The 22,814-nt window shown below is 63.7% G+C and carries 17 protein-coding genes and 2 pseudogenes; 10 read left to right on the top strand and 9 right to left on the bottom strand.

Features of this window, described 5'->3' with window-relative positions; genetic code table 11:
• Positions 1-407, top strand: a pseudogene (locus tag C1A35_RS36560) (hypothetical protein); the annotation flags it as partial.
• A gap of 201 nt (positions 408-608) precedes the next feature.
• Here C1A35_RS36560 and C1A35_RS23515 read toward each other — a convergent pair.
• From C1A35_RS23515 to urtA, 6 genes are all read right to left on the bottom strand, one after another.
• Complete coding sequence (locus C1A35_RS23515; RefSeq protein ID WP_104666669.1) at positions 609-1,067, bottom strand: RrF2 family transcriptional regulator; 459 nt, start codon at positions 1,065-1,067, stop codon at positions 609-611.
• Between the two features lie 308 nt (positions 1,068-1,375).
• On the bottom strand, positions 1,376-2,071 hold the full coding sequence (gene urtE, locus C1A35_RS23510; protein ID WP_104666697.1) for an urea ABC transporter ATP-binding subunit UrtE: 696 nt from the start codon (positions 2,069-2,071) through the stop codon (positions 1,376-1,378).
• 35 nt (positions 2,072-2,106) lie between these two features.
• Complete coding sequence (gene urtD, locus C1A35_RS23505; protein WP_104666668.1) at positions 2,107-2,871, bottom strand: urea ABC transporter ATP-binding protein UrtD; 765 nt, start codon at positions 2,869-2,871, stop codon at positions 2,107-2,109.
• A 5-nt stretch (positions 2,872-2,876) separates the two neighbouring features.
• A complete protein-coding gene (urtC, locus tag C1A35_RS23500) occupies positions 2,877-4,037 on the bottom strand; it encodes an urea ABC transporter permease subunit UrtC (protein ID WP_104666667.1) in 1,161 nt (386 codons plus the stop codon).
• Positions 4,034-5,650 carry an urea ABC transporter permease subunit UrtB gene (gene urtB, locus C1A35_RS23495; protein ID WP_104666666.1) on the bottom strand — a complete coding sequence of 539 codons (1,617 nt, stop codon included), beginning with the start codon at positions 5,648-5,650 and terminating at the stop codon, positions 4,034-4,036. The genes urtC and urtB overlap by 4 nt, the downstream gene beginning before the upstream one ends.
• Before the next feature lie 173 nt (positions 5,651-5,823).
• A complete protein-coding gene (gene urtA / locus C1A35_RS23490; RefSeq protein WP_104666665.1) occupies positions 5,824-7,116 on the bottom strand; it encodes an urea ABC transporter substrate-binding protein in 1,293 nt (430 codons plus the stop codon).
• A gap of 357 nt (positions 7,117-7,473) precedes the next feature.
• Between urtA and C1A35_RS23485 the strand changes: the two genes are divergently transcribed.
• The 4 genes and pseudogenes from C1A35_RS23485 to C1A35_RS23470 all read left to right on the top strand — a co-directional run bounded on the left by C1A35_RS23485 (position 7,474) and on the right by C1A35_RS23470 (position 13,409).
• Positions 7,474-7,818, top strand: a complete 345-nt coding sequence (locus tag C1A35_RS23485) for a hypothetical protein (RefSeq protein WP_104666664.1) — start codon at positions 7,474-7,476, stop codon at positions 7,816-7,818.
• A 95-nt stretch (positions 7,819-7,913) separates the two neighbouring features.
• Complete coding sequence (locus tag C1A35_RS23480) at positions 7,914-9,398, top strand: multicopper oxidase family protein (RefSeq protein WP_104666663.1); 1,485 nt, start codon at positions 7,914-7,916, stop codon at positions 9,396-9,398.
• Positions 9,399-9,523: 125 nt separating this feature from the next.
• A complete protein-coding gene (locus C1A35_RS23475; RefSeq protein WP_104666662.1) occupies positions 9,524-11,752 on the top strand; it encodes a copper-transporting P-type ATPase in 2,229 nt (742 codons plus the stop codon).
• A 303-nt stretch (positions 11,753-12,055) separates the two neighbouring features.
• A pseudogene (locus C1A35_RS23470) lies at positions 12,056-13,409 on the top strand (adenylate/guanylate cyclase domain-containing protein).
• Here C1A35_RS23470 and C1A35_RS23465 read toward each other — a convergent pair.
• From C1A35_RS23465 to C1A35_RS23455, 3 genes are all read right to left on the bottom strand, one after another.
• Positions 13,322-13,693 (bottom strand): hypothetical protein, encoded by a 372-nt coding sequence (locus C1A35_RS23465; RefSeq protein ID WP_104666661.1) that lies wholly within the window; start codon positions 13,691-13,693, stop codon positions 13,322-13,324. The pseudogene C1A35_RS23470 and the gene C1A35_RS23465 overlap by 88 nt on opposite strands.
• A gap of 100 nt (positions 13,694-13,793) precedes the next feature.
• Positions 13,794-15,731, bottom strand: a complete 1,938-nt coding sequence (locus C1A35_RS23460) for a DUF5054 domain-containing protein (RefSeq protein ID WP_104666660.1) — start codon at positions 15,729-15,731, stop codon at positions 13,794-13,796.
• 11 nt (positions 15,732-15,742) lie between these two features.
• On the bottom strand, positions 15,743-16,783 hold the full coding sequence (locus tag C1A35_RS23455; RefSeq protein WP_104666659.1) for a LacI family DNA-binding transcriptional regulator: 1,041 nt from the start codon (positions 16,781-16,783) through the stop codon (positions 15,743-15,745).
• Positions 16,784-17,009: 226 nt separating this feature from the next.
• Between C1A35_RS23455 and C1A35_RS23450 the strand changes: the two genes are divergently transcribed.
• From C1A35_RS23450 to C1A35_RS23430, 5 genes are all read left to right on the top strand, one after another.
• The gene (locus tag C1A35_RS23450; RefSeq protein ID WP_104666658.1) at positions 17,010-18,371 is read left to right on the top strand and encodes an extracellular solute-binding protein; all 1,362 of its coding nucleotides are present in this window, start codon (positions 17,010-17,012) and stop codon (positions 18,369-18,371) included.
• 116 nt (positions 18,372-18,487) lie between these two features.
• Positions 18,488-19,396, top strand: a complete 909-nt coding sequence (locus C1A35_RS23445; RefSeq protein ID WP_104666657.1) for a carbohydrate ABC transporter permease — start codon at positions 18,488-18,490, stop codon at positions 19,394-19,396.
• Positions 19,393-20,229, top strand: a complete 837-nt coding sequence (locus C1A35_RS23440; protein ID WP_234822965.1) for a carbohydrate ABC transporter permease — start codon at positions 19,393-19,395, stop codon at positions 20,227-20,229. Before C1A35_RS23445 ends, C1A35_RS23440 begins: the two co-directional genes overlap by 4 nt.
• 13 nt (positions 20,230-20,242) lie before the next feature.
• Positions 20,243-21,346, top strand: coding sequence for an ABC transporter ATP-binding protein (locus C1A35_RS23435; protein ID WP_104666656.1), 1,104 nt, complete (start codon positions 20,243-20,245; stop codon positions 21,344-21,346).
• Positions 21,347-21,353: 7 nt separating this feature from the next.
• On the top strand, positions 21,354-22,757 hold the full coding sequence (locus tag C1A35_RS23430; protein WP_104666655.1) for a CehA/McbA family metallohydrolase: 1,404 nt from the start codon (positions 21,354-21,356) through the stop codon (positions 22,755-22,757).
• Positions 22,758-22,814: the final 57 nt, after the last annotated feature.

The raw sequence follows: 22,814 nt of genomic DNA, 5'->3' as shown, positions 1-22,814 counted from the left end.
TCGCTACGGCGCTGTCGAGGGCGCGCTCGCGAGCGGCTTCGCTACCGCCCAGCTACACCACTTGTGGGGACGCGACCGAGTTGGAACTCTGGGAACAAGCGTGGGGGACTCATGGTGGAACGATCTTTCCTAGCAGCTTGCTCGAAGACAACCGGGTAACTTTTTGGTTTAAGGGCGAGCCTGGCGCGATCGAGGCAGGCTTCATCAGTTTTGACACTGGATTTTCGCTTGGATTGTCTAACTGGTTCTCTGTCGCCTGCGATCCGTTTGCGCGTCTTGGGGTGCTGCAAGCTGCCGCATCGGCTTCGAGAGGGCTACCGATCGTATGTTGGTCTGCTGACGAATTGGCCACCCAAGAAATCCGGTTGGCGAAGCTTGGACCCCTCAAAGTGTGGTTATCTCAGTAGCTCAGGACGCGATCCTCCCGCTGCTCTGGGCCACCTCTCGACGACTATAAGAACCTCGTTTCCGCTATGAATAGCGCGAAAAGAGCTTGCACTTTACCCGCCGACTAGCGGAACGCCGCCGCCACGATCATCAGAACGCTCTGACATCGCGGTTGCCTGGCCGCATCTCATGCGCACGGCGCAGCCCAGGATGCGCGGAGGTCAGCCTGCCTCGGCGTCCCTCAGGGCGACGATTTCGGAAGCGTTGTCGTTGGCGGCAAACTGGGCGAGCGTCATGTTGTCGAGGATCGAGGCGATCGCGTCGCGAACGTCGCTCATCGACTTGCGCACATGACAGTTGACCGGATCGGCACAGTCGTCGCAGGCCTCGAACGCGGTGCGGCTGGCGCAGCGGATCGGCGCAAGCGGCCCGTCGAGCGTGCGGATGACCTGGCCGATGCGGATGTCGGAGGCCGGCCGGGAGAGCGAATAGCCGCCACCGGGGCCCTTCTTCGAGCGCAGGATGCCGGCATTGCGCAGTTCGAGCAGGATCGCGTCCAGGAACTTCTTCGGAATATTGTTCCGCGTGGCGATCTCGGTGATGAAGGCGGTCTCCCCGGGCTCCAGTTGAGCCAGGTCGACAAGGGCCTTGAGCCCGTATTTTCCTTTTTTGGTCAACATGTCACTTCGCTTTCCTGAACAAGGAAGGCCGCCACAACGCCGCTCCCGCGGCATTCACCGGAGGTAACGGGTTGTGACGGCCGCACTTTTTCGCTTAGGATGTCCTACACCCAAACTGCACCATTCTCAACAAGATACGTCAGTTACTGTATAGATTTAGTGATTTTAGTAGGCGCTTTTATGGCACGGAGGGAATTTCTCCGGTCATGGGTCTCCTTTTTGCCGGTATCGGACGCAAGAACGAACGCGCCCCGCAGCGAACAAAAGCCCGCCGCTTCGGCAAGGATGTGCTGCTCAGGACGACGCGCCTAGACGGTCAGATGCCGGCGTGCCTCTGATGTGTCCAGTGTTTCAGGCGCGCCCTCGTGCACCACGGCGCCCCGGTCCATGATGTAGACGTGATCGGCAAGCTCGCGGCAGAAATCGAGATACTGCTCGACCAGGAGGATCGCCATGCCGGTCGAGTCCCGCAGGTAGCGTATCGCCCGGCCGATATCCTTGATGATCGAAGGCTGGATGCCCTCCGTCGGCTCGTCGAGCACCAGGATCCTCGGCCGCGTGACCAGCGCCCGGCCGATTGCCAGTTGCTGCTGCTGGCCGCCGGAGAGATCGCCTCCGCGCCGCCCGAGCATCGAGCGCAGCACCGGAAACAGATTGAAGACATCCTCCGGTATGGAGCGATCGCCGCGCTTCAGCGGCGCATAGCCGGTCTCCAGATTCTCCTTCACCGTCAGCAGCGGGAAAATCTCACGCCCCTGGGGGACGTAGCCGATGCCTTCTTTTGCCCGGCGATAGGGCGCCATGCCGGCGAGCGCTGCGCCGTTGAAGCCGATCGCGCCGGCGCTGATCGGATGCTGACCGGAGATGGCCCGAAGCAGGCTCGACTTGCCGACGCCGTTGCGCCCGAGCACGCAGGTGATCTTGCCCATTTCGGCCGTGATCGACACGTTGCGCAGCGCCTGCGCGGCGCCGTAATGAAGATTGACGTTTTCGACGCTGAGCATGGCGCGCCCTCCTTCGTGATTTTCGGTGTGGGCCATCACCGGCCAAGATAGTTCTCGATCACTTTTGGATCGCTGCTGACGAAATCGATCGAGCCCTCCGCCAGCACCGCGCCTTCGGCAAGGCAAGTGACCTTGACGCCGAGTTCACGAATAAAGCCCATGTCGTGCTCGACAACGACGACGGACCGCGTCCTGGCGATCTCCTTCAGCAGGATGGCCGTCTCGGCCGTCTCGGCATCGGTCATGCCGGCGACCGGTTCGTCGACGAGCAGCAGTTCCGGCTCCTGCGCCAGCAGCATGCCGATCTCCAGCCATTGCTTCTGTCCGTGCGAAAGGTTGGCGGCGAGATCGTCGCGGCGCGACGACATGCGGATGGTGACAAGGATCTCCTCGATGCGCGCCCGGTCTTCTGCCGTCAGCCGATAGAACAGCGTCGGAAACACCCCCCTTTTGCGGTTCAAGGCGAGTTCGAGATTGTCCCACACCGTGTGGCTTTCAAACACGGTCGGCTTCTGGAACTTGCGGCCGATGCCGAGCGAGGCGATCTCGGCCTCATCCTTCTTCGTGAGGTCGATTTCACCCTTGAAGAACACCTGGCCCTCGTCCGGCCGCGTCTTGCCGGTGATGATGTCCATCATCGTCGTCTTGCCGGCACCGTTCGGGCCGATGATCGCCCGCAGTTCCCCCGGTTCGATGACGAAGGAGAGCGCGTTCAGCGCCTTGAAGCCGTCGAAGGAGACGGAGACGCCATCGAGGTAGAGAAGGCTGGTCGGTCTGGTCTGGCCGATCGTCTGGTTCATGTCGTCTACTCCGCAGCCATGGGTTCAGCGGCAAGATTGTCCGGCATCTGGTCCGCCTGCGCCTTCCGCTGTGCACGGCGACGGGCAAGGTAGGCTCCTGCCGTTCCCACGACCCCCTTCGGCAGGAACAGGGTGACGAGCACGAACAGGCCGCCAAGCGCAAACAGCCAGAATTCCGGGAAGGCCGCCGTGAAAATGCTCTTGCCGCCATTGACGAGAATGGCGCCGACGATCGGGCCGATCAGCGTGCCGCGGCCGCCGACCGCGGTCCAGATCACCACCTCGATCGAATTGCCGGGCTCGAACTCGCCGGGATTGATGATACCGACCTGCGGCACGTAGAGCGCGCCGGCAATGCCGGCCATCATCGCCGAGACGGTAAAGGCGAAGAGCTTGATGTGCTCGACGCGGTAGCCGAGGAAACGCGTCCGGCTTTCGGCATCGCGAACGGCGACGAGCACCTTGCCGTATTTGGAGCGCACGATCGCCGACGACAGGATCAGGCAGAGCGCCAGCATCAGCGCCGAGGCGGCGAACAATGCGGCGCGTGTGCCGTCCGCCTGAATGTTGAAGCCGAGGATGTCCTTGAAGTCGGTGAGTCCGTTGTTACCGCCGAAGCCCATGTCGTTGCGGAAGAAGGCAAGCAGTAGCGCGTAGGTCATCGCCTGGGTGATGATCGAGAGATAGACGCCGTTGACGCGCGAGCGGAAGGCGAACCAGCCAAAAACGAAGGCGAGCAGCCCGGGCACCAGCACCACCATCAGTGCCGCGAACCAGAACATGTCGAAGCCATGCCAGAACCAGGGCAGTTCCTTCCAGTTGAGGAAGACCATGAAATCTGGCAGCAGTGGATTGCCATAGGAGCCGCGCGCGCCGATCTGGCGCATCAGATACATGCCCATGGCATAGCCGCCGAGCGCGAAGAAGGCCGCATGCCCAAGCGAAAGGATGCCGCAGAAACCCCAGACGAGATCGAGCGCCAGCGCCAGCAGCGCATAGGTCAGGTACTTGCCGAACAGCGACACAAGATAGGTCGGCACGTGCAGTGGATGATCGGGCGCGGTCAAAAGGTTGAGCGCCGGGACAAGCATGGCGAGGCCGACGAGGATTGCAACGGCGATCAGAATGCTGCGGTCGAACGACCGCATCAGAAATGACGTGATCATGCTTCCACCGCCCTTCCCTTGAGCGCGAAGAGGCCGCGCGGTTTCTTCTGGATGAAGAGGATGATCAGCACCAGGACCAGGATCTTGCCGAGGACCGCTCCGGCATAGGGCTCCAGGAACTTGTTGAGGATGCCGAGCGAGAAGGCGCCGACGAGCGTGCCCCAGAGATTGCCGACGCCACCGAAGACGACGACCATGAAGCTGTCGATGATGTAGCCCTGGCCGAGATTGGGCGAGACGTTGTCGATCTGCGAGAGCGCAACGCCGGCCATTCCTGCGATGCCGGAGCCGAGCGCGAAGGTGAGCGCGTCCACCCAGGGGGTGCGGATACCCATCGACGACGCCATGCGCCGATTCTGGGTCACGGCCCGCATCTTAAGGCCCATCGACGTCCTCTTGAGCAGGAACAGCAGCGCTGCGAATACCGCCAGCGCGAAAACGATGATCCACAGGCGGTTCCAGGTGATCGTCAGGCCGCCGAGATCAAACGCGCCGGACATCCAGGAGGGATTGCCGACCTCGCGATTGGTCGGGCCGAAGATCGAGCGCACCGACTGCTGCAGGATCAGCGAGATACCCCAGGTGGCAAGCAGGGTTTCGAGCGGACGGCCGTAGAGAAAGCGAATGACACCGCGCTCGATTGCAAGGCCAACGGCGCCGGTCACGAGAAAGGCAAGGGGCAAGGCGATCGCCAGCGACCAGTCGAAGAGTTCGGGGTAGGAATTGCGCACCACCTCCTGCACCAGGAAGGTCGTGTAGGCGCCGAGCATGACCATCTCGCCATGGGCCATGTTGATGATGCCCATGACGCCGAAGGTGATGGCAAGGCCGATTGCCGCCAGCAAGAGGACCGAGCCGAGCGACAGGCCGTACCAGACGTTCTGGCCGGCGCTCCAGAAGGCCTGGGTCTGCTCGATCCGGGCGATCGCCGCCTCGATATCGGGTTTAAGGGAAACATCGGCTGTGGCCAGAGCGGAGGTCAGAACGGCAAGGCCGTTTCGCCCATTGCCTTCGGCAAGCAGCGCGATCGCCTGGCGCTTCTGATCGTCCGGGCGATCCGAGACGAGCAGCGTCACCGCGCGGGCCTCAACGAGAACCTTGCGCACGCTCCCGTCTTTCTCGGCAGCGATCGCCGTTTCGATCGCCTCGAGCGCATCGGCATTCGGCGTCTGCAGCATCGACTGCGCCGCCTTCAGGCGGGCGCCTGTGTCTTCGCTGAACAGCGTCAGTCCGCCAAGGGCGCTGCGCACCGCGCGGCGCACCGCATTGTTGACCTTGACCTTCTGCATGGCCGCCTTCGGCGTCGCGCCCGCATCTGCCCCCGTCACGGGATCGACGAGCTGAAGGTCGGCGCCACCCGCCTTGACCAGGAAGACCTTGCCATCGGACTTGCGCTGATAGAGTTCGCCCTCGCCGAGCGCCTCGAGAACCGGAATGACCTTCGCATCTCCGGTCTTGGCGAGCGCTGCGATGCGATCGTCCATGTCCGAGAGCTTTGCGGCACCGAGCTGATCGACCAGCACGCCGAGGTCGTCCGCCGCACGCGACCCGACCACATGGGCCGAGATCAACAGGCAGAGCGCAACAAACAGGATTTGCAGAATTCGGTACATGGGCCCCTCATCCGGGTCTGGTCATGCTGTGCATGCGCAAACCCGCCATGACCCCAAGCAGGCTCCCTTCGTCCGTGCGCGCCGCCGAACGAAGGGCATGCTTTGCCTAGGGTTTCGTCATGCAAGCACTGTCCGGGCGGCTACCCCGCCCGGCCTATGACTAGGTGATGAAATCAGGAGCCCTTGCCGCCGCACTTGCCGGTGGCAACGTTGAAGTTGCCGCAGGACATCGGTGCGCGCCAATCGGAGATCAGGTCCTTGGAGTCCGGCAGGTAGTCGGACCACTCGTCGCCGACCACAAGGCCGGGTGTTTCCCACACGGTTTCGAACTGGCCGTCGCCCTGGATTTCGCCGATCAGCACCGGCTTGGTGATGTGGTGGTTCGGCATCATCGTCGAATAGCCGCCCGAAAGGTTGGGCACCGAGACGCCGATCATCGCGTCGAGAACGGCGTCCGTATCGGTGGTGCCGGCCTTCTCGACCGCCTTCAGCCACATGTTGAAGCCGATGTAGTGCGCTTCCATCGGATCGTTGGTCACGCGCTTGTCGTTCTTGGTATAGGCCTTCCAGGTCTTGATGAACTCGGCATTGGCGGGCGTGTCGACGGACTGGAAGTAGTTCCAGGCGGCGAGATGCCCGACGAGCGGGCCGGTATCGAGACCGGCGAGTTCCTCTTCGCCGACCGAGAAGGCGACGACCGGAATATCCTCCGCCTTGACGCCCTGGTTCGCCAGTTCCTTGTAGAACGGCACGTTGGCGTCGCCATTGATGGTCGAGACGACGGCGGTCTTCTTGCCGGCCGAGCCGAACTTCTTGATGTCGGAAACGATCGTCTGCCAGTCGGAGTGCCCAAAGGGCGTGTAGTTGATCATGATGTCCTCGGGCTTCACGCCCTTGGAGATCAGATAGGCTTCGAGGATCTTGTTGGTCGTGCGCGGATAGACATAGTCGGTTCCGGCGAGCACCCAGCGCTCGACGCTCTCGTTTGCCATCAGGTAGTCGACGGCCGGGATCGCCTGCTGGTTCGGAGCCGCCCCGGTGTAGAAGACGTTGCGCTGGCTTTCCTCACCCTCGTACTGGACGGGATAGAAGAGGATCGAATTCAACTCCTCGAACACCGGCAGCACCGACTTGCGCGACACCGACGTCCAGCAGCCGAAGACGGCCGAAACCTTGTCGACCGAGACCAGCTCGCGCGCCTTTTCGGCAAAGAGCGGCCAGTCGGATGCCGGGTCGACGACGACCGCTTCGAGCTTCTTGCCGAGCAGGCCGCCCTTCTTGTTCTGCTCGTCGATCAGCATCAGCATGGCATCTTTGAGCGTCGTCTCTGAGATCGCCATGGTGCCGGAGAGCGAATGCAGGATGCCGACCTTGATCGTGTCGTCGGCGGCGAAAGCGGCGTTAAGCGCCGTCGTCGACAGGACGGCTGCGAGGAATGCCCCGGTGAGGCTGGCCTTGATAGTCATCTGATTGAACCCCTCTCGTTCTTGAAGCAGTGCGGCCTTCGTGCTTTGGACCGCTGCTTTGAGGGATCATCGGGCAGTCTCGCTGCACTGCACATACGTCATTCTACGTAGACGCCGGGGGCAAAGAGGAAGGGGGGCGGCGGCCCGTCGGACTGATGCGGCGCAGCATCTGCTCAAGCAGCGCTCCTTCGATACCCGCGCCCGTGACGATGAAACCTTTACGCGCATGCGCCGTTTGTATTTGATCGAGGTCAAGACATCCCTTGCAACCATTCGGCACAGTGATTGAATGGGGATGTAGGTTCGAGCGCGGAAACGATGGCAACAGGCCGGGCTATGGATGGATACGTTCGAGGATTGCTGGCCGTTCTGGTCGCAATCGTCTTTCTCGCCGTGCCGCTTGCCGGCGCGACGCCCATGCCGTGCAACGATCAGGCAACGGTCGCAACCCACCCGGACGCTTCTTCGACCAAACCATCCGACGTCGCGACCGCAATGGGTCAGCACCGGGCCGGCGACAACCACAAGGGCCAGCAAAAGTCCTGTTGCAGCAATATTTGCACCTGGTGCAGCCTCGTCCTGCCGGCTCCTGACCTTGTCGCTCAAAGCAGGGAGCGCGCAGAGCGGCTTTTCGAGCGGCAGACCGAAATCAGTGGCCTTGCCACGCCACCGGCCCTTGGCCCGCCCCGACGTCTCGCCTGAGCCCATGGTCCGCTTGTCGAGCGGACACGCCGGCTGCCTGAACTGAAGGCAGCCATTGCGCCGGCATCGCCGGCAAGGCAAATGAGGTCAGACAAATGAAACGCCGAGAATTCCTGACGCATGTGTTGGCAAGCGCCGCCTTCGCTGGCTCCGCCTCCACTTTGTTCCCCACATCATCCTGGTCACAGGCGCAAGCAACGCCGTCGCCCGGCACCGCTGCACGATCGCTCTCCGTCGCCAAGCGGGTCATCGAGGTCAATGGCAAGGCGGCCAATGTCTTCGGCCTCGTGCAGCCGGATGGCAGCTCGGGCCTGACATTTCAGGCCGGCGACACGTTCGACGTCGCGCTCGCAAACGACATCGGCGAGCCGACGCTCATCCACTGGCACGGCCTGACCCCGCCCTGGGCGATGGACGGGGTGCCGGACAATCCCGCGAGCTTGTTGCCGGCAACCGAAAAGCGTCGCTACACCTTTCCGGTAGGCGCCGGCGGAACGCACTGGATGCATGCCCATACCCTGCAGGAACAGAACCTGCTTGCAGCCCCCCTGATCGTGCGCACTGCCGAGGAGATCAAGCGTGACGAACAGGATGTCGTGATCCTCCTGCACGACTTCTCCTTCACGCCGGCCGAAGAGCTGCTCGCCAAGCTCAGGGGCGAAGGCGCAGGCATGGCCATGGACCACGGGGCGGGAACGCCCGGCACAGGCGTTGGCGGGCATCAAGGGCACATGCCGGGAATGGACATGTCGGGCATGTCAATGTCGGGCATGGCGGCGATGGACCTCAACGATATCGAATACGACGCTTACCTCGCCAATGACCGCACGCTCGACGATCCCGAGGTGGTTCTGGTCGAAAAGGGCGGACGCGTCCGGCTCCGCATCATCAATGGCGCGACCGCGACCGCTTTCACCATCGACACCGGAGCACTCAGGGGACGGCTGGTCGCGGTCGACGGAAAAGCCGTGCGCGCGATCGATGGCAGCCGCTTCCCGATGTCGATGGGCCAGCGCATCGACATCCTCGTCGAGATCCCGAAGGACGGCGGCGCGCACCCGGTGCTGGCCCTGCGCGAAGGCGCTCCGGAGCGCACCGGCATCATCCTTTCCACCAGGGGTGCGAAGGTCACCCGCACGGCCACCGCCGGATCAGAGAATGGCCCGGTGCTCGGCTTCGAACTCGAACAGCTCCTGAAGGCGGTGGAGCCGCTTGCAGCGCGTCCGGCGGACCGTCGTTTCGAACTTGCGCTGAGCGGCAACATGGCAGGCTACAGCTGGCAGATCGAAGGCGGTGACAAACTTGCCGTCAAGCGCGGCGAGCGGGTGGAGATCACCATCGGGAACCGATCGATGATGGCCCATCCGATGCATCTGCACGGCCATCATTTCCAGGTCGTCGGCATCAACGGCAAGGCGCTTCCGGGCGCCATGCGCGACACGGTGCTGATCCCGCCGATGGGAACGGTCAGCATCGCCTTTGATGCGGACAATCCCGGTCGCTGGCCGTTGCACTGCCATCATCTCTACCATATGGCGGCCGGCATGATGTCCTTCGTGGCCTACGAGAACGCCGGCTAACCCTCGGCCGAGCCTCTTTGCGCGGCGCCAGCCGCGTTTCTTGCGCTCTCGTGTGACGCGGGCGCAAGGTCCTTTGACAACGAGCCCTTTCCGGCAGAGCGACGACCATCAGGAGCTAGCGCCCAATGGACGACCAGACGACATCCAAAGGCCATGGTCACCACGACCACCATCATCACGGCCATCACCCTCACGATCACGCCGCCGCATCGGCCGCACCGCCTGAGGCAGAGCAGCCGGAAGGGGTGATCTACACCTGCCCGATGCATCCGCAGATCCGGCAGCCGGGGCCCGGAAACTGCCCGATCTGCGGCATGGCGCTCGAACCGGAAACGGTGACGGCCGACACCGGTCCGAGTGCCGAGCTCATCGACATGCGCCGCCGCTTCCTCATCGGCCTGGTCCTGGCGATCCCGGTCTTCCTGATCGAGATGGGCGGCCATCTTTTCGATCTGCATATACTGATCCGCCCCCAGGCATCGAACTGGCTCCAGCTCGTGCTGGCGACCCCGGTCGTGCTGTGGGCCGGCGCGCCGTTCTTCGAGCGCGGCTGGCGCTCGGTCGTCACCCGCCACCTCAACATGTTCACGCTCATCGCGATGGGCACCGGCGTCGCCTGGCTCTACAGCGTCGTCGCAACGGCAGCCCCGGGCCTTTTCCCCGCGACTTTCCGCTCGATGGACGGCTCGGTTCCGATCTACTTCGAGGCTGCGGCCGTCATCACGGTGCTGGTGCTGCTCGGCCAGGTGCTGGAACTGCAGGCGCGCGAACAGACGGGCGGCGCCATCCGTGCCCTGCTTGACCTTGCTCCAAAGTCCGCGCGACGGATCCGTGATGACGGCAACGACGAGGACGTGCCGCTCGAGGCTGTCGCAGTGGGTGACCGGCTGCGCGTGCGCCCGGGCGAAAAGGTGCCGGTGGACGGGACGCTTATCGAGGGCAGAAGCGCGGTCGACGAATCGATGATCACCGGTGAATCGATGCCCGTCACCAAGACTGCCGGTGCAAACCTCATCGGCGGCACCATGAACCAGACCGGCGGTTTCGTGATGGAGGCGGGCAAGGTTGGGCGCGATACGATGCTGTCCCAGATCGTGCGCATGGTCGGCGACGCCCAGCGCTCGCGCGCGCCGATCCAGCGGCTTGCGGACGAGGTCTCCGGCTGGTTCGTGCCGCTCGTCATCGGCATAGCCGCAATCGCCTTCCTCGCCTGGATGTGGCTTGGACCGGAGCCACGCTTTGCCCACGGGCTGGTCGCCGCCGTCGCCGTCCTGATCATCGCCTGCCCTTGCGCCCTCGGGCTGGCCACCCCGATGTCGATCATGGTCGGCGTTGGGCGCGGCGCCCATCTCGGCGTGCTGATCAAGAACGCCGAGGCGCTGGAACGTTTCGAGAAGGTCGACACCGTCGTCGTCGACAAGACCGGGACGCTGACCGAGGGCAAGCCGAAGGTAACCGCAATCGTTCCGACCGCCGAACTCGACGAAACCGAACTGCTTCGGATCACAGCGACGCTCGAACGGGCAAGCGAGCATCCGCTGGCGACGGCCATCGTCGAGGCCGCCACCGAACGGGGCCTTGCGCTCGGCACGGCGGACGACTTCGACAGTCCGGTTGGCAAAGGCGTCACCGGCACGGTCGATGGCCACAAGCTCGTGATCGGCAGCCACCGCATCATGAAGGAGACAGGCATCGACGTGGCCCGCCTCACCGAAAGGGCCGAAGCGCTGCGGGCCGAGGGCGCGACGGTGATCTTTGTTGCCGTCGACGGTCGCGTTGCCGGTCTTTTCGCGATCGCCGACCCGATCAAGGCGAGCACCCCCAATGCCGTGCGGGCCCTCCTGGACGAAGGTGTTCGTGTCGTCATGCTGACAGGTGACAACCGGACCACGGCCGAAGCGGTCGCGCGGCGGCTCGGCATCGAGGAGGTCGAAGCGGAGGTGTTGCCGGACCACAAGAGCGATGTGGTCGCGCGCCTGCGCAAGGAGGGTCGTGTCGTCGCGATGGCCGGGGACGGCGTCAACGACGCTCCGGCGCTTGCGGCCGCCGACGTCGGCATTGCGATGGGCACGGGGACCGACGTCGCGATCGAAAGCGCCGGCGTCACCCTGCTCAAGGGCGATCTCAACGGCATTGCCCGGGCGCGCCAGCTTAGCCACGCAACAATGAAGAACATCCGCCAGAACCTGTTCTTCGCCTTCATCTACAATGCCTTGGGCGTCCCGGTCGCCGCGGGCGTTCTCTATCCGACCTTCGGGCTGTTGATGTCACCGATCATCGCGGCGGCCGCCATGGCGCTGTCGTCCGTCAGCGTCATCGGCAACGCACTCAGATTGCGGCGCGTGCGGATCTAGGACGCTCGCCATTACTAACGAAGTACCCGAGCCCTTGATCGGGGAACCGGTCAAGGGCTCGCGTCGCCGGTGACGGGCATGGCACCCGTGCGCCGCCCGCCTGCGCGCGGATGCCGACGGCACGCATTCCTCCCCTTGACCTTACCATCGTTGGAACCGCTAGAACCTGGATTGCCCGACGCGCGAGATGCCAGCGCCCGCGCCACAGAATAGACGCGAATCGGCTGTCAGCAATGCGGACAGTCGATAGCAACGTCAGGGTGGCCACGGGTCAGGATGTTTCAGATCTCAAGGCCGACACGCATGACGTCTTCACTGCACCCCCAATGGGATTTCGCCCGCGAGATGCGGTCGATCGTGCTTCGCTTCGTCGCCTTCGCGATCCTGCTCGCAAACCTCCTTCTTGGCGGCAACGAGGGCGCGGAGCGCATGCACGCGATCGTCGTCGGCAGCTATCTCGCCATCAGCGTGGCGTCGGTGGCAACGGCGCGTTACCTGCCCGGCCGCTCCTGGCTGACGACCCTCTTCGTCGTTCTCGATGCGCTTCTGGTCGCACTGCTGCTCTATGCCCATATCCTGGCCGGTCCGGTGACCGCAAACCACAACCTGACGACCACCAGCCTCGTCGTCGCCTTCATCCTGCTCGTCCATGTCGGCCTCAAGCTGGAGCGACGGCTGGTCCTCCTTTTCTCCGGCATCGTGCTCACGTCCTGGGTGACGATGCTGGCTCTGACCGCTGCCAGGCACGATGCGGCCGGTCCGCTTTCGCTCCTGGGTGCATTCTTCAATCAGGATCTCGGCCTGACCGTCAGCTTCGGCTTCACTGCGTTCGCCATCTATCTCCTTGCGCGCGACCACGACCGGACGCGCAAGGAGGCGCTCAAGGCCGACCAGCGACGGCAAAACCTCTCACGGTTTTTCTCACCCCTGGTCGTCTCAGCACTGCAGGAGCAGGGCGACGCGCTCGGCCTGGAGCGACGCAGCGCCGCGATCATGTTCGTCGACCTGCGCGACTTTACCAGCTTTGCCGAGGCGGCGCCGGCGCCGGAACTGGCCTTCGTGCTCGCCGAATACCGCCAGCTCGTCTCGCAGACGATCTTCGAACACGGCGGAACCGTCGACAAGTTCATCGGCGACGGTGTGATGGCGGTCTTCGGCCAGCCGCGGCCGAAAGATGACGATGCCGACCGGGCGCTCGCCTGCGCGCTCGATCTCGTCGATATCCTCGCGGACTGGAAGAACCACAACGCCCTGAACAACCACCCGGTCCTCGATGCCGGCATCGGCCTGCACTATGGCACGGTCGTCGGCGGCGTTCTCGACAGCGGCTGCCACAGCGAGTTCACCGTGATCGGCGACGCCGTCAACGTTGCCCAGCGCCTGGAAAACCTCAGCAAGTCTTTCGACGCCCCGCTCGTGGTGTCGGATGCGTTGATGGCGCGTCTACAGACAGCCGCACCGCCTGCCGACTGGGTGTCGCAGACCGATGTCGCACTGCCCGGACGCCGGCTTCCCGTCGATGTCTGGTATTTGCGCCGCCACCACGGCGGATCATCCGGGGCTCCAGACTTACGAGATGGGAGCCAGGCAGACCACGCGCCAGAGATCGGCCTTCCAGCCGACGGTTTCGCCCGAAGCTGACATCCCTATGGGATAATCGACGCCCCGGACGGAGACCTTGGCGGGATCGTCGCATCTGACCAGTGCCCGGTGTCGGCCGGGATCGTTGTAGACGGCTCCGTCGGCGTCGCGCCTGGAGGAAATCGAAATCATCACGTCGTAGTCGTAGCCCTCCAGCCGCGCCGTGCTGTTGCCGGCGAGTGCAAGGCTGACGACCGTGTCGTCACTGAAGTGCTCCGAATGGAAGACCGTAGCTTCTCCCGCCGCAAGGGTCGAGGCGCAAAGCATGCCGCCAACAAGGACGATGAACAGGCGACGCATTCCCACCTCCCATGGTTCGGCCGCCAACCCATCCTATCACCGATGGCATGGCCCCGCACTCGGAATGCGCGTATCCGCGGCCATCGGATCTCGTGTATTTCTATGCCCGATCGGAGAGGCGGAGCCTGAAGCGCGTGGTGAAATCGCCGCCCCACCACATGGGGAAATTGGTGCCCCATTTGTTGTTGTGGATGTTGAAGCGGACGCCGGCGGAGTAGTCTGGCAGGTTCTTGCAGAAGGTCATGAACGGCCAGGACTGCGGCGCGACCAGCGGCGTATCGAGGTTTTCGACCGTGAGTTCGGCGCCGCCCGCCAATTTCCCTCGGACGGCCGTGACCGCCTGCAACTGCGCGCCGCCGGCGCGGGGAAAGTTGTCCGTCGCGTGCCAATGCCCCATCTTGCGCACATCCCACGCAGACTGCCCCTCGGGCGTGAACGACAGGAAGCTTGCCTCCGGCATGCGATTGGCATTCTTGCCATAAAGGGACAACCGGATGTCGAGCCCGTCCTTGCCGGGGGAGAATTCGATGGCGATCTCCGCCGGCGCGCCAAATCGCTCGACCGCCTCGGACGTCATTGCAGCGACGACCGACGTTCCCGATGTGCCGCGAAACTGCGGGCGATGGACGTCCGAGCGCGCTTCGGCGACTTGCGCCAATCCCGGCTTGTCGTGGTCGAGCACCGCCCAGTCCATCCAATGGGTGAGATAGGTATCCATGTGGCGCCGCACGTCGCCGGCATCGTAGCTTTCGTAACGATAGGCAATAAGCGAGCCATTGGCACCGCGGATCGTCTGGCCGTCGGGCGCAGTCAATGCGGCAACGTCGCCGGTTGACGGGTCGATTTCGACGATCCAGCCACCGACATCGAGCCGCGTGGCGGATCCGGCGACCTCCGGGCGCACCGGAACGGCGATCTCGGCGAGCGCCGCCTCGGCGCGCGCCGCATCCTCGGCCTCCAGCTCTGCCACCGCCTGATCGAGATAGGCCCGCTGCTCGGCCCAGGACGCTTCGGTATAGTGGAAGCGCGGATCCGCCTTCCGTGCTGCCTCGAAGGCCGGTCGTGCCCAGGCCTTCTCGTCGCGCAGGAAGGATTTGATATCGACGCCGCAGGTGTGTTCTGCCACCAGCGCCAGCTTGCGGCCGAAAGCCTGGCGGCTCGCCGTCAACCGCTCCCCGGCGAAGCGATCATAGAGCCGCTGCAGCGCCAGATAGCGGGCGATCTTTTCCGGATCGGTGCCGCTGCCGTGGATCCAGCTGTCGCCGAGTTCCTTCTCCACGACCGGAAACCGCTCGCGCGCCTCCCACATCAGCTTGCCGTAGTCCTCCAGCGTCGCCGCACGCACGGCGGCACCCGGCTCGTGCTTCAGGATCTCGCGATAGGCCTCCGCCGTCTGCGACACGCTCTGCGGGCCGATATTGTCGCTGGTATGGGCAAAGCTCAGGCCGTCGGTGAGGCCCTCGGGGAAATAGGTCTCGCCATAGGAGCGCTGGTACATGACGACGATCTCCTCGCCGCCAGGCGCCCGCCAGCGGAACACGTCAGGGATTTCCGGCGGCGGCGAAGCCGAGTTGACGCCGATATGCAGGAAGCGCACGCCCGCTTGCGCCAAGAGCGGCACCATGCCGAGCGTATGGCCGGGCACATCGGTCATCTTGGCGGCGATCGTCGTCAACCCGAAGCGCCGGTCGAGCTCCTGCCCGTAGGAGAGCCCGGCCTTGAAAAGGTCCGGCGACATCAGTTCGGTATGGGTGGTGAAGGGCAACGCATGCCAGCGGATCAGGCCGCGCTCGATCGCCTGCTCCAGGCGGGCGACCTCCTCCTTTGAACGCGAATTCAGATGATCCCAGATCAGCCAGGCGCCGGTGGTCCACACGAACAGCGGATCGTCCGGATTCTCGTTGAAGAAATGCGCCCCAGTCTCGATCGCCTGCGGAATGAAGCGTTCGTGATACTGCTTGCGGATCTTCTCGGCATGATCGGTAAAGCCGATGTCGAGATGGGTCTTGAAGACGACGTGGATGCGTTTTTCGGTCATGTTCGCTACCTTCAGCCGACAGTGCCCCGCACGATCAGGCGGGTGTTGAGTGTCTCGGTAAACGGCGTGGCATCAGGTGCCCTGAGCCGCATGAGGATGAGGCGGACGAGCGCACGCACGCGCTCTTCGAGGTCGATGCGCACGGTGGTGAGGTTGTAGCTCTTCCAGTGCGCCTGCGGGATGTCGTCGAAGCCGACGACCTTGACGTCCTCAGGCACGGAGAGACCGAGCTCGTGGCGCAGCGCATCGATCGCGCCGAAGGCACCGACGTCGTTGGCCGCAAAGATCGCGTCGGCTCCTTCGCCAATCCGGAAGAGATCGAGCGTCGCCCGAAAGGCGGTGTCATAGGTGTAGTCGCCGGCAAGCACGATCGGCGCATCCATGCCGCGTTCGGCAAGCGTTTCCTTGAGCGTGCGCTCGCGCTCGGCATTGGCAAGCGATTGCGCCTTGCCGCCGAGATAGGCGATGCGGCGGACGCCATACCCCTGGAGCAGCGCCACGGCCTGCTCGATACCGTTCTTCTGGCGAACGAGCAGCCGGTCGTAGAGCGTTCCCGAAGCCGCGCCTGCAAACTGTGCGACGTCGTCATAGATCACGTAGATCGGCACGGCGCGGTCGAGAAAACCGCAGAGCACATCGGGAAGGATATTCTCGGTGAAGGCGATCACCGAATCCGGATTGAAGCCACGCATGTAGGTGAGCAGGCGCGGATCCATGCTGAAGTCGGCCTTGGCCTTGAACAGCAAGGTCGCAAACCCCTCCGCCTGGAGTGCTGTCGTCAGGGCGTCGATCTCCTGGCTTTCCCAGGGGCTGCAGACATCCGGCACGATCATGCCGACAAGATGCGAGCGGCCGGTCACCAGCGAGCGCGCTGCCATGTCGGGCGTGTAGTTCAGCTCCCGCGCCACCTGCAGGATGCGATCGCGTTTTTCCGGCTTCAGCGACGCGTTCGGATTGAACGCGCGCGACACCGCGACACGGGAAACATTGGCCTCGCGCGCCACCTGGTCTGCGGTGGCTCGGGCGGCTTTCTTGTCGGCGCGATCGTTCATCAGTCCGTCACAAAATGAAAACGTGTTCATCAACAAAAGAGAGCAACACAACGATTTCGTCAAGTGGAATAGGTATTCCGCCAATATTTGCGCACGGAACGCGTGATCCGTGTTGACAAAAATGAAAGCGTGTTCATTCTTGACCCGGGACGCCGAACCTGGAGGAGGGACGGCCTGTCGCACCAGACATTCAGGTCCTTGAACGGACCTATCGGGAGGAGAAAACATGCGTACCAGGTTTCATTCCCTATTGCTCAGCGCCGCCGCGGCCATCGCCTTTGCAGCACCGGTGAGCGCCACCGAACTCAACATCACCTGCCGCTGCGTCATTGGCGGCGTAAACAGCGGCATGGCCGAGTGGATCGAAAAGAAGGTCATTCCGGCCTTTACCGAGAAGATGAAGGCCGAGGGCAAGGACGTCACCGTCAAGCTCACCCAGTTCGGCGGTGAAGACGAACAGCTGACGCAGCAGCTCGCGCTCGATTTTTCGACCGGCGCCGGCCCTGACGTCTCCGGTTTCGACGGCTTCCTGATCCCGAGCTTCGTTCAGGGCAATCTCTTGAAGTCGCTTGAGGAAGTGGCCGGCCCCGACGTGCCGAAATGGGAGGGCTGGCAGCATATTTCCGATGGCACCAAGGCGCTGATGAGCTACCAGGGCAAGCCCTACGGCATCGCGCTCGGCACTGATGCGCGCATGATCTTCGTGCGCAAGGACCTTTTCAAGTCGGCCGGTCTCGACGCCGACAGCTGGCAGCCGAAATCCTGGGACGAACTGCTCGACGCCGCGCGCAAGATCAAGGCGGCCGCCCCCGAGAGCTTCCCGCTGCAATTGAACGCCGGCGTCTCCATGGGTGAGGCGACGACGATGCAGGGCTACTGGATGGCGCTGCTCGGCACCGGCGAACAGGTCACCGACGACAGCGGCAAATACATCGTCTCGAGCCAGGGCATCCTCGACACCCTCAAGCTCTACAAGACCATCTATGTCGACGACAAGCTCGGCGACCAGCGCGCGCAGCTGCTCGCCGACGGCCGCAACCGCACCTTCGCCAACTTCCGCGACGGCAAGACGGCGATGCTCGTCGAAGGCGACTGGTTCTACCGTTCGGTGACCGCACCCGGCGCCGAATTCGCCGTCGCCGATCGCGACAACACCATGACCTGGAAGAAGATGCCCGCCGCAGCACCCGGAAAGGGCCTGCGCGGCCAGGATTTCGTCACGATGTCCGGCGGCACCGGCTTCGTCATCAATCCGCATACGGACGCGCCTGCCGAATCCTGGGCGCTGCTCTCGTTCATGAACAGCAAGGAGCAGCTCGACGCCTTCCAGCAAATCCAGCCGGCGATCCGCATCCGCGACGACGTGGCGATCCCGAACTCGCCGTTCCTGACGGAAACGGCGACCACGCTCTTGCCGATCACCACGGCGCGTCCCAACGACGCCAACTACAACAAGGTCTCGACCGAGATCCAGCGCATGACCGAAAGCGTCGTTTCCGGCGAGCTCTCACCTGAAGATGCGATGGCACAGTACAAGGCGGCCGTCATCGCCATCGTCGGCGAAGAAAACACCGTCAGCACGCTCTAAAGCCAATGCGGGATGTGGCCGCAAAGAGGCCCTCATCCCGCTTCGATCCAACGACAGAGCGCCCGGCTGCCATCCGTGGCCGGGCTCCCGATCCAGGATATGGGCATGAAACGCGCATGAAGAAATTCTCACTGCTTTCGACGCGCGCCGGCGCACTCTTTCTCGCGCCAGCCTCGGCTCTGGTCGGGGTCTTCGTCATCATTCCCTTCTTCTGGGTGATCTTCGTTTCCTTCACCAACCGCACGCTGCTCGGGCGCACGGCGGTCGACCCTGACTTCGTCGGCCTGCAGAACTACTTCGCCCTCTTCAATCCCGCGACCTTCTTCACCCGCGGCCAGTTCGGCTTTTCGCTGATCCTGACGATCCAGTTCGTGCTGCTGTCGGCGCTGATCGGCCAGGCGCTCTTGGGATTGCTGCTCGCCTGGCTCAGCCAGACGGTCACCCCGACGCTCAAATCCTTCCTGCAGACCGCAGTCATCGCCGCCTGGATCCTGCCGGAAGTGGTGATCGGCTTCGCCTGGTTCGCTTTTCTCGACTACGACAACGGCACGCTCAACATGATCCTGCGCGGCCTCGGCCTGCCGCCGGGCGACTGGCTGCTGCAGCAACCGTTCTGGGTGATCGTGTTCTTCAACACCTGGCGGGGTGCGGCCTTCTCGATGATGCTGTTCAACTCGGCCTTCCAGTCAATCCCGCCGAGCTACTTTCAAGCAGCAGACGTCGCCGGCGCCACCTCCTGGCAGAAGCTGCGCGACATTGCCCTGCCCTTGATCCGCGGCCATGTCGTCACCGACCTGATCCTCATCACCATGTGGACCTTCAACGTCTTCACGCCGTTCCTGCTCACCCATGGCGGGCCGTCCTATCGCACCGAGATCCTGTCGATCTACACCTATCGCATCGCGTTCAAGGATTTCGAGTTCGGCAAGGGCGCTGCCGTCGGCGTCGTGATCATGCTGATGAACCTCGCCTTCGCGCTCGTCTACCTTCGCCTTGCCCACAAGAAGCCGGTGGAGGCGGAATGATGCGGAAGAGAACCCAGAACATCTTCGTCCGGCGCACGATCTTTGCGGCCGCCGCCACCTTCCTCGGCACGATCTTTGCCCTGCCGCTCGTCTGGTTCATCTTCGCGCCGTTCAATGCGCGCGCCGAACTCGGACTTGCGATCCCGTCGCCTTTCACGCTGTCGAATTTCGCCACCGTATTCCAGAACACCTTCGCCATGCAGGCGCTTTTGAACAGCCTCATCCAGGCGGCGGGCGGCGTGGTGCTGGTCGGGGGCGCGGCGACATTGGCGGCCTATGCGCTGTCGCGCTCGCCGATCCCTGGCAAGGGCGCCGTCACCTATATCCTGCTGCTGTTTTCGTCCGTCGTTTCCGGCTCGGCGGCGATGGTGCCGATCTTCCTGATCATCTCGGCAGCGGGGCTGATCGATACCCATCTCGCCGTCATCCTCGTCTTTGCCGGCGGGCTGCTGCCGACGGCGATGTTCATTCTTCGCGATTTCATCGACGCCATTCCACGCTCCTACGAGGAAAGCGCCATGGTCGCCGGTGCCTCGCCGCTGCAGGCGTTCTTCGATGTGGCGCTGCCGGTCATCCGGCCCGGCATCGTGGTCGTGGTCGTCTGGGCCTTCGTCAACATCTGGGGCAGCTTCCTCATCCCCTTCATCCTCCTGCGCAGCGACAAGCTCATGCCGGCATCGGTCGCCATCTATTCCTTCTATTCGGAAGCTGGCACGCCGATCGTCACGCTGCTTGCCGCCTATTCGCTGATCTATTCGCTGCCGGTCATCGCCCTCTATCTCTTCGTGAATTGGAAATTCGGTTTCCGGTTCTTCGGTGGCATCAAGTCGTAATCGGAAACCTGCCATGGCCTCTGTCGAATTCCAGAACATCTCCAAGACCTTCGGCGCCTTCGTCGCCGTGCCCGACATCAGCTTCCAGATCGCCGACGGCGAATTCATCTGCCTGCTCGGGCCCTCGGGCTGCGGCAAGACGACCAGCCTGCGCATGATCGCAGGTCTCGAAACGCCCTCTTCCGGCCGGGTGATGATCGGCGGGCGCGACGTTACCTACCTGCATCCGAAGGATCGCGGCATCTCCATGGTCTTTCAGGACTATGCGCTCTACCCGCACATGAACATCGCCGACAACATCGCCTATCCCTTGAAGGTGCGCGGCGAGCAGGAGACCAGGCGCCACGCCCGCGCCAAGGAAGTGGCCGACGTCTTGAAGATCGGCGACCTGATGAAACGGCTGCCGAGCCAGATCTCCGGCGGCCAGCAGCAGCGCACGTCGCTGGCGCGTGCGCTGGTCTATCCGAGCGAGGTCTATCTCTTCGACGAACCGCTTTCGAACCTCGATGCCAAGCTCCGGCTCGAGGCACGCGGCTTCCTCAACCACCTGCAGCGCGACATGGGCATGACTGCCGTCTACGTCACCCACGACCAGGCCGAGGCCATGGCGCTTGCGACCCGCATCGCCGTCATGGACAAGGGCCGCATCGTCCAGTTCGCGCCGCCGATCGAAATCTATCGCCGTCCGGCGACCACCTTCGTCGCCAACTTCGTCGGCAATCCGCCGATGAACCTGATCGCTGTCGAAGCATCGATCGGCGAAGGCGCCCTGCATCTCAAGGCCGACGGCCTGCAGCTTGCGCCGATCGCGCTCACCGACGCCATCGCCAAGGCGGCGACATCAGGCAGGATGACGCTCGGTGTTCGCCCCGAGCATCTTCGCATCGCTGAGCCAAGCGACCGCAACGTGGTTTCCGGCGACCTCTTCGCCAACGAGAACATGGGGCCGGAAAGCCTTGTCACGCTGGAGCGTGGCGACAACGGCCGGGTCACCGCGCGCATCTTTACCGACGACGAGATCAGGGTCGGAACCTCCGTACATCTCGCCTTCGACACCAGGCACGTCACCCTATTCGACGACAGCGGTGCGCGCATTCCCGCCGCCGACGAGCGCTGAGACCGCCATGCAGGAATTTTCCGCGCGGATCACCCGCGAGCATCAGGCCGAAGATCCCTATTTCTACATGCCCTTTGACGTCCCCAAAGGCGTGACGCGCATCGATGTAACGCTGAGCTACCCCAAGTCTGAAGCGTGCATCATCGACCTCGGCGCGCTCGATCCGCGGGCCACCGACTATCCGACCAGCCAAGGCTTTCGCGGCTGGAGCGGCGGCGCACGCGACCGCTTCTTCATTGCCACAGACGACGCGACGCCCGGCTATGTCCACGGCGCAATCCCGTCAGGCCGATGGAAGGTGATGCTCGGTCTCTACAAGATCCCCGAGGGCGGCGCCGACATCCGGGTGACGGTCGAATTCGGCGATAACCCGCGCCCGGTCGCGCCCCAGCCGGAACGACGTTTCCCTGTGCGCAAACAGGCCGGATGGTATCGCGGCGATCTGCACTGCCACACCTTCCATTCGGATGCGGCCGGCTCGCCCGAGTTGCTGCACGCCGCCGCCAGACAGGCGGGCCTCGATTTCCTTGCGGTCGCCGACCACAACACCATCACCCAGCGGCGCTACTTCCATCCGCATTCATCGCCCGATCTCGTCTTCATTCGTGCGATGGAAATCACCACGGCGACCGGCCATGCCAATGTCTTCGGCGTCGACGACTGGATCGATTTCCGCATGACGCGGCCCGAGCACGCCCATACGCTCGAACACCTCGTGCACGGGCGCGGCGGGCTGCTCTCGGTCAACCACGACAAGCCGACGATCCCCTGGGACTACGAATTACCCGCGATCGACTGCATGGAGGTCTGGCAGTCCCATTGGCTTGCCTGGAACTGGGTGTCGCTTGAGCGTTACCAGCAGCGTCTCGCCTCGGGCCTGAAGATCTCGGCGATCGGCGGCAGCGACTTCCACCAGCCGGCACGACTGATGCCCGAGGGACCGCTTGTGCTCGCCCGCCCGACGACGGTCCTCTACCTGGACGAACTCTCCGAAGACGCGGTGCTCGGCGCGATGAAATCGGGCCACGGCTACGTGACGGAAAGCCCGACCGGCCCGCATCTGGAACTGACCGCCAACGGCCAACCGATGGGTTCCGCGGTCACCGGCCCGGTGACCGCGGAGGCCAGGGTCCGCGGCGCCGGGGGCGACAGGCTTGTATGGATGGACGCCTCCGGCATCATCGGCGAACAAACGATCGAAACGGACGACTGGACTGGCCGCTATGTCGGCTCGCCCGCGCGCTTCCTGCGCACAGAGATCGTCGCCGTTAAGAGCCGGGCAGCAATCGTCGATGGGTTCCGTGATGCGCTTCCGGGCAAAAGCCTGCCCTGGGAACTTTCCGAGGACGATCTCACAAGCCGAGCCATCCGGCGCGCGATCAGCAACCCGGTCTATTGCCGTCCCGCCTGACGCTCGCGGCGCTCAAGCACCCCCGACACTTTCAAACGCCCCGGTCTCGGCTCTGGC

It is taken from the genome of Ensifer adhaerens (genome assembly GCF_002940685.1).
GTDB lineage: Bacteria > Pseudomonadota > Alphaproteobacteria > Rhizobiales > Rhizobiaceae > Ensifer > Ensifer adhaerens_E.
This window is presented reverse-complemented; position numbering and strand designations above follow the sequence as displayed.

Coding starts and splice junctions, on each gene's coding strand:
- C1A35_RS23515 (WP_104666669.1), bottom strand. CDS start 1,067: ATGTTGACCAAAAAAGGAAAATACGGGCTCAAGGCCCTTGTCGACCTG.
- urtE (WP_104666697.1), bottom strand. CDS start 2,071: ATGCTCAGCGTCGAAAACGTCAATCTTCATTACGGCGCCGCGCAGGCG.
- urtD (WP_104666668.1), bottom strand. CDS start 2,871: ATGAACCAGACGATCGGCCAGACCAGACCGACCAGCCTTCTCTACCTC.
- urtC (WP_104666667.1), bottom strand. CDS start 4,037: ATGATCACGTCATTTCTGATGCGGTCGTTCGACCGCAGCATTCTGATC.
- urtB (WP_104666666.1), bottom strand. CDS start 5,650: ATGTACCGAATTCTGCAAATCCTGTTTGTTGCGCTCTGCCTGTTGATC.
- urtA (WP_104666665.1), bottom strand. CDS start 7,116: ATGACTATCAAGGCCAGCCTCACCGGGGCATTCCTCGCAGCCGTCCTG.
- C1A35_RS23480 (WP_104666663.1), top strand. CDS start 7,914: ATGAAACGCCGAGAATTCCTGACGCATGTGTTGGCAAGCGCCGCCTTC.
- C1A35_RS23475 (WP_104666662.1), top strand. CDS start 9,524: ATGGACGACCAGACGACATCCAAAGGCCATGGTCACCACGACCACCAT.
- C1A35_RS23465 (WP_104666661.1), bottom strand. CDS start 13,693: ATGCGTCGCCTGTTCATCGTCCTTGTTGGCGGCATGCTTTGCGCCTCG.
- C1A35_RS23460 (WP_104666660.1), bottom strand. CDS start 15,731: ATGACCGAAAAACGCATCCACGTCGTCTTCAAGACCCATCTCGACATC.
- C1A35_RS23455 (WP_104666659.1), bottom strand. CDS start 16,783: ATGAACGATCGCGCCGACAAGAAAGCCGCCCGAGCCACCGCAGACCAG.
- C1A35_RS23450 (WP_104666658.1), top strand. CDS start 17,010: ATGCGTACCAGGTTTCATTCCCTATTGCTCAGCGCCGCCGCGGCCATC.
- C1A35_RS23445 (WP_104666657.1), top strand. CDS start 18,488: ATGAAGAAATTCTCACTGCTTTCGACGCGCGCCGGCGCACTCTTTCTC.
- C1A35_RS23440 (WP_234822965.1), top strand. CDS start 19,393: ATGATGCGGAAGAGAACCCAGAACATCTTCGTCCGGCGCACGATCTTT.
- C1A35_RS23435 (WP_104666656.1), top strand. CDS start 20,243: ATGGCCTCTGTCGAATTCCAGAACATCTCCAAGACCTTCGGCGCCTTC.
- C1A35_RS23430 (WP_104666655.1), top strand. CDS start 21,354: ATGCAGGAATTTTCCGCGCGGATCACCCGCGAGCATCAGGCCGAAGAT.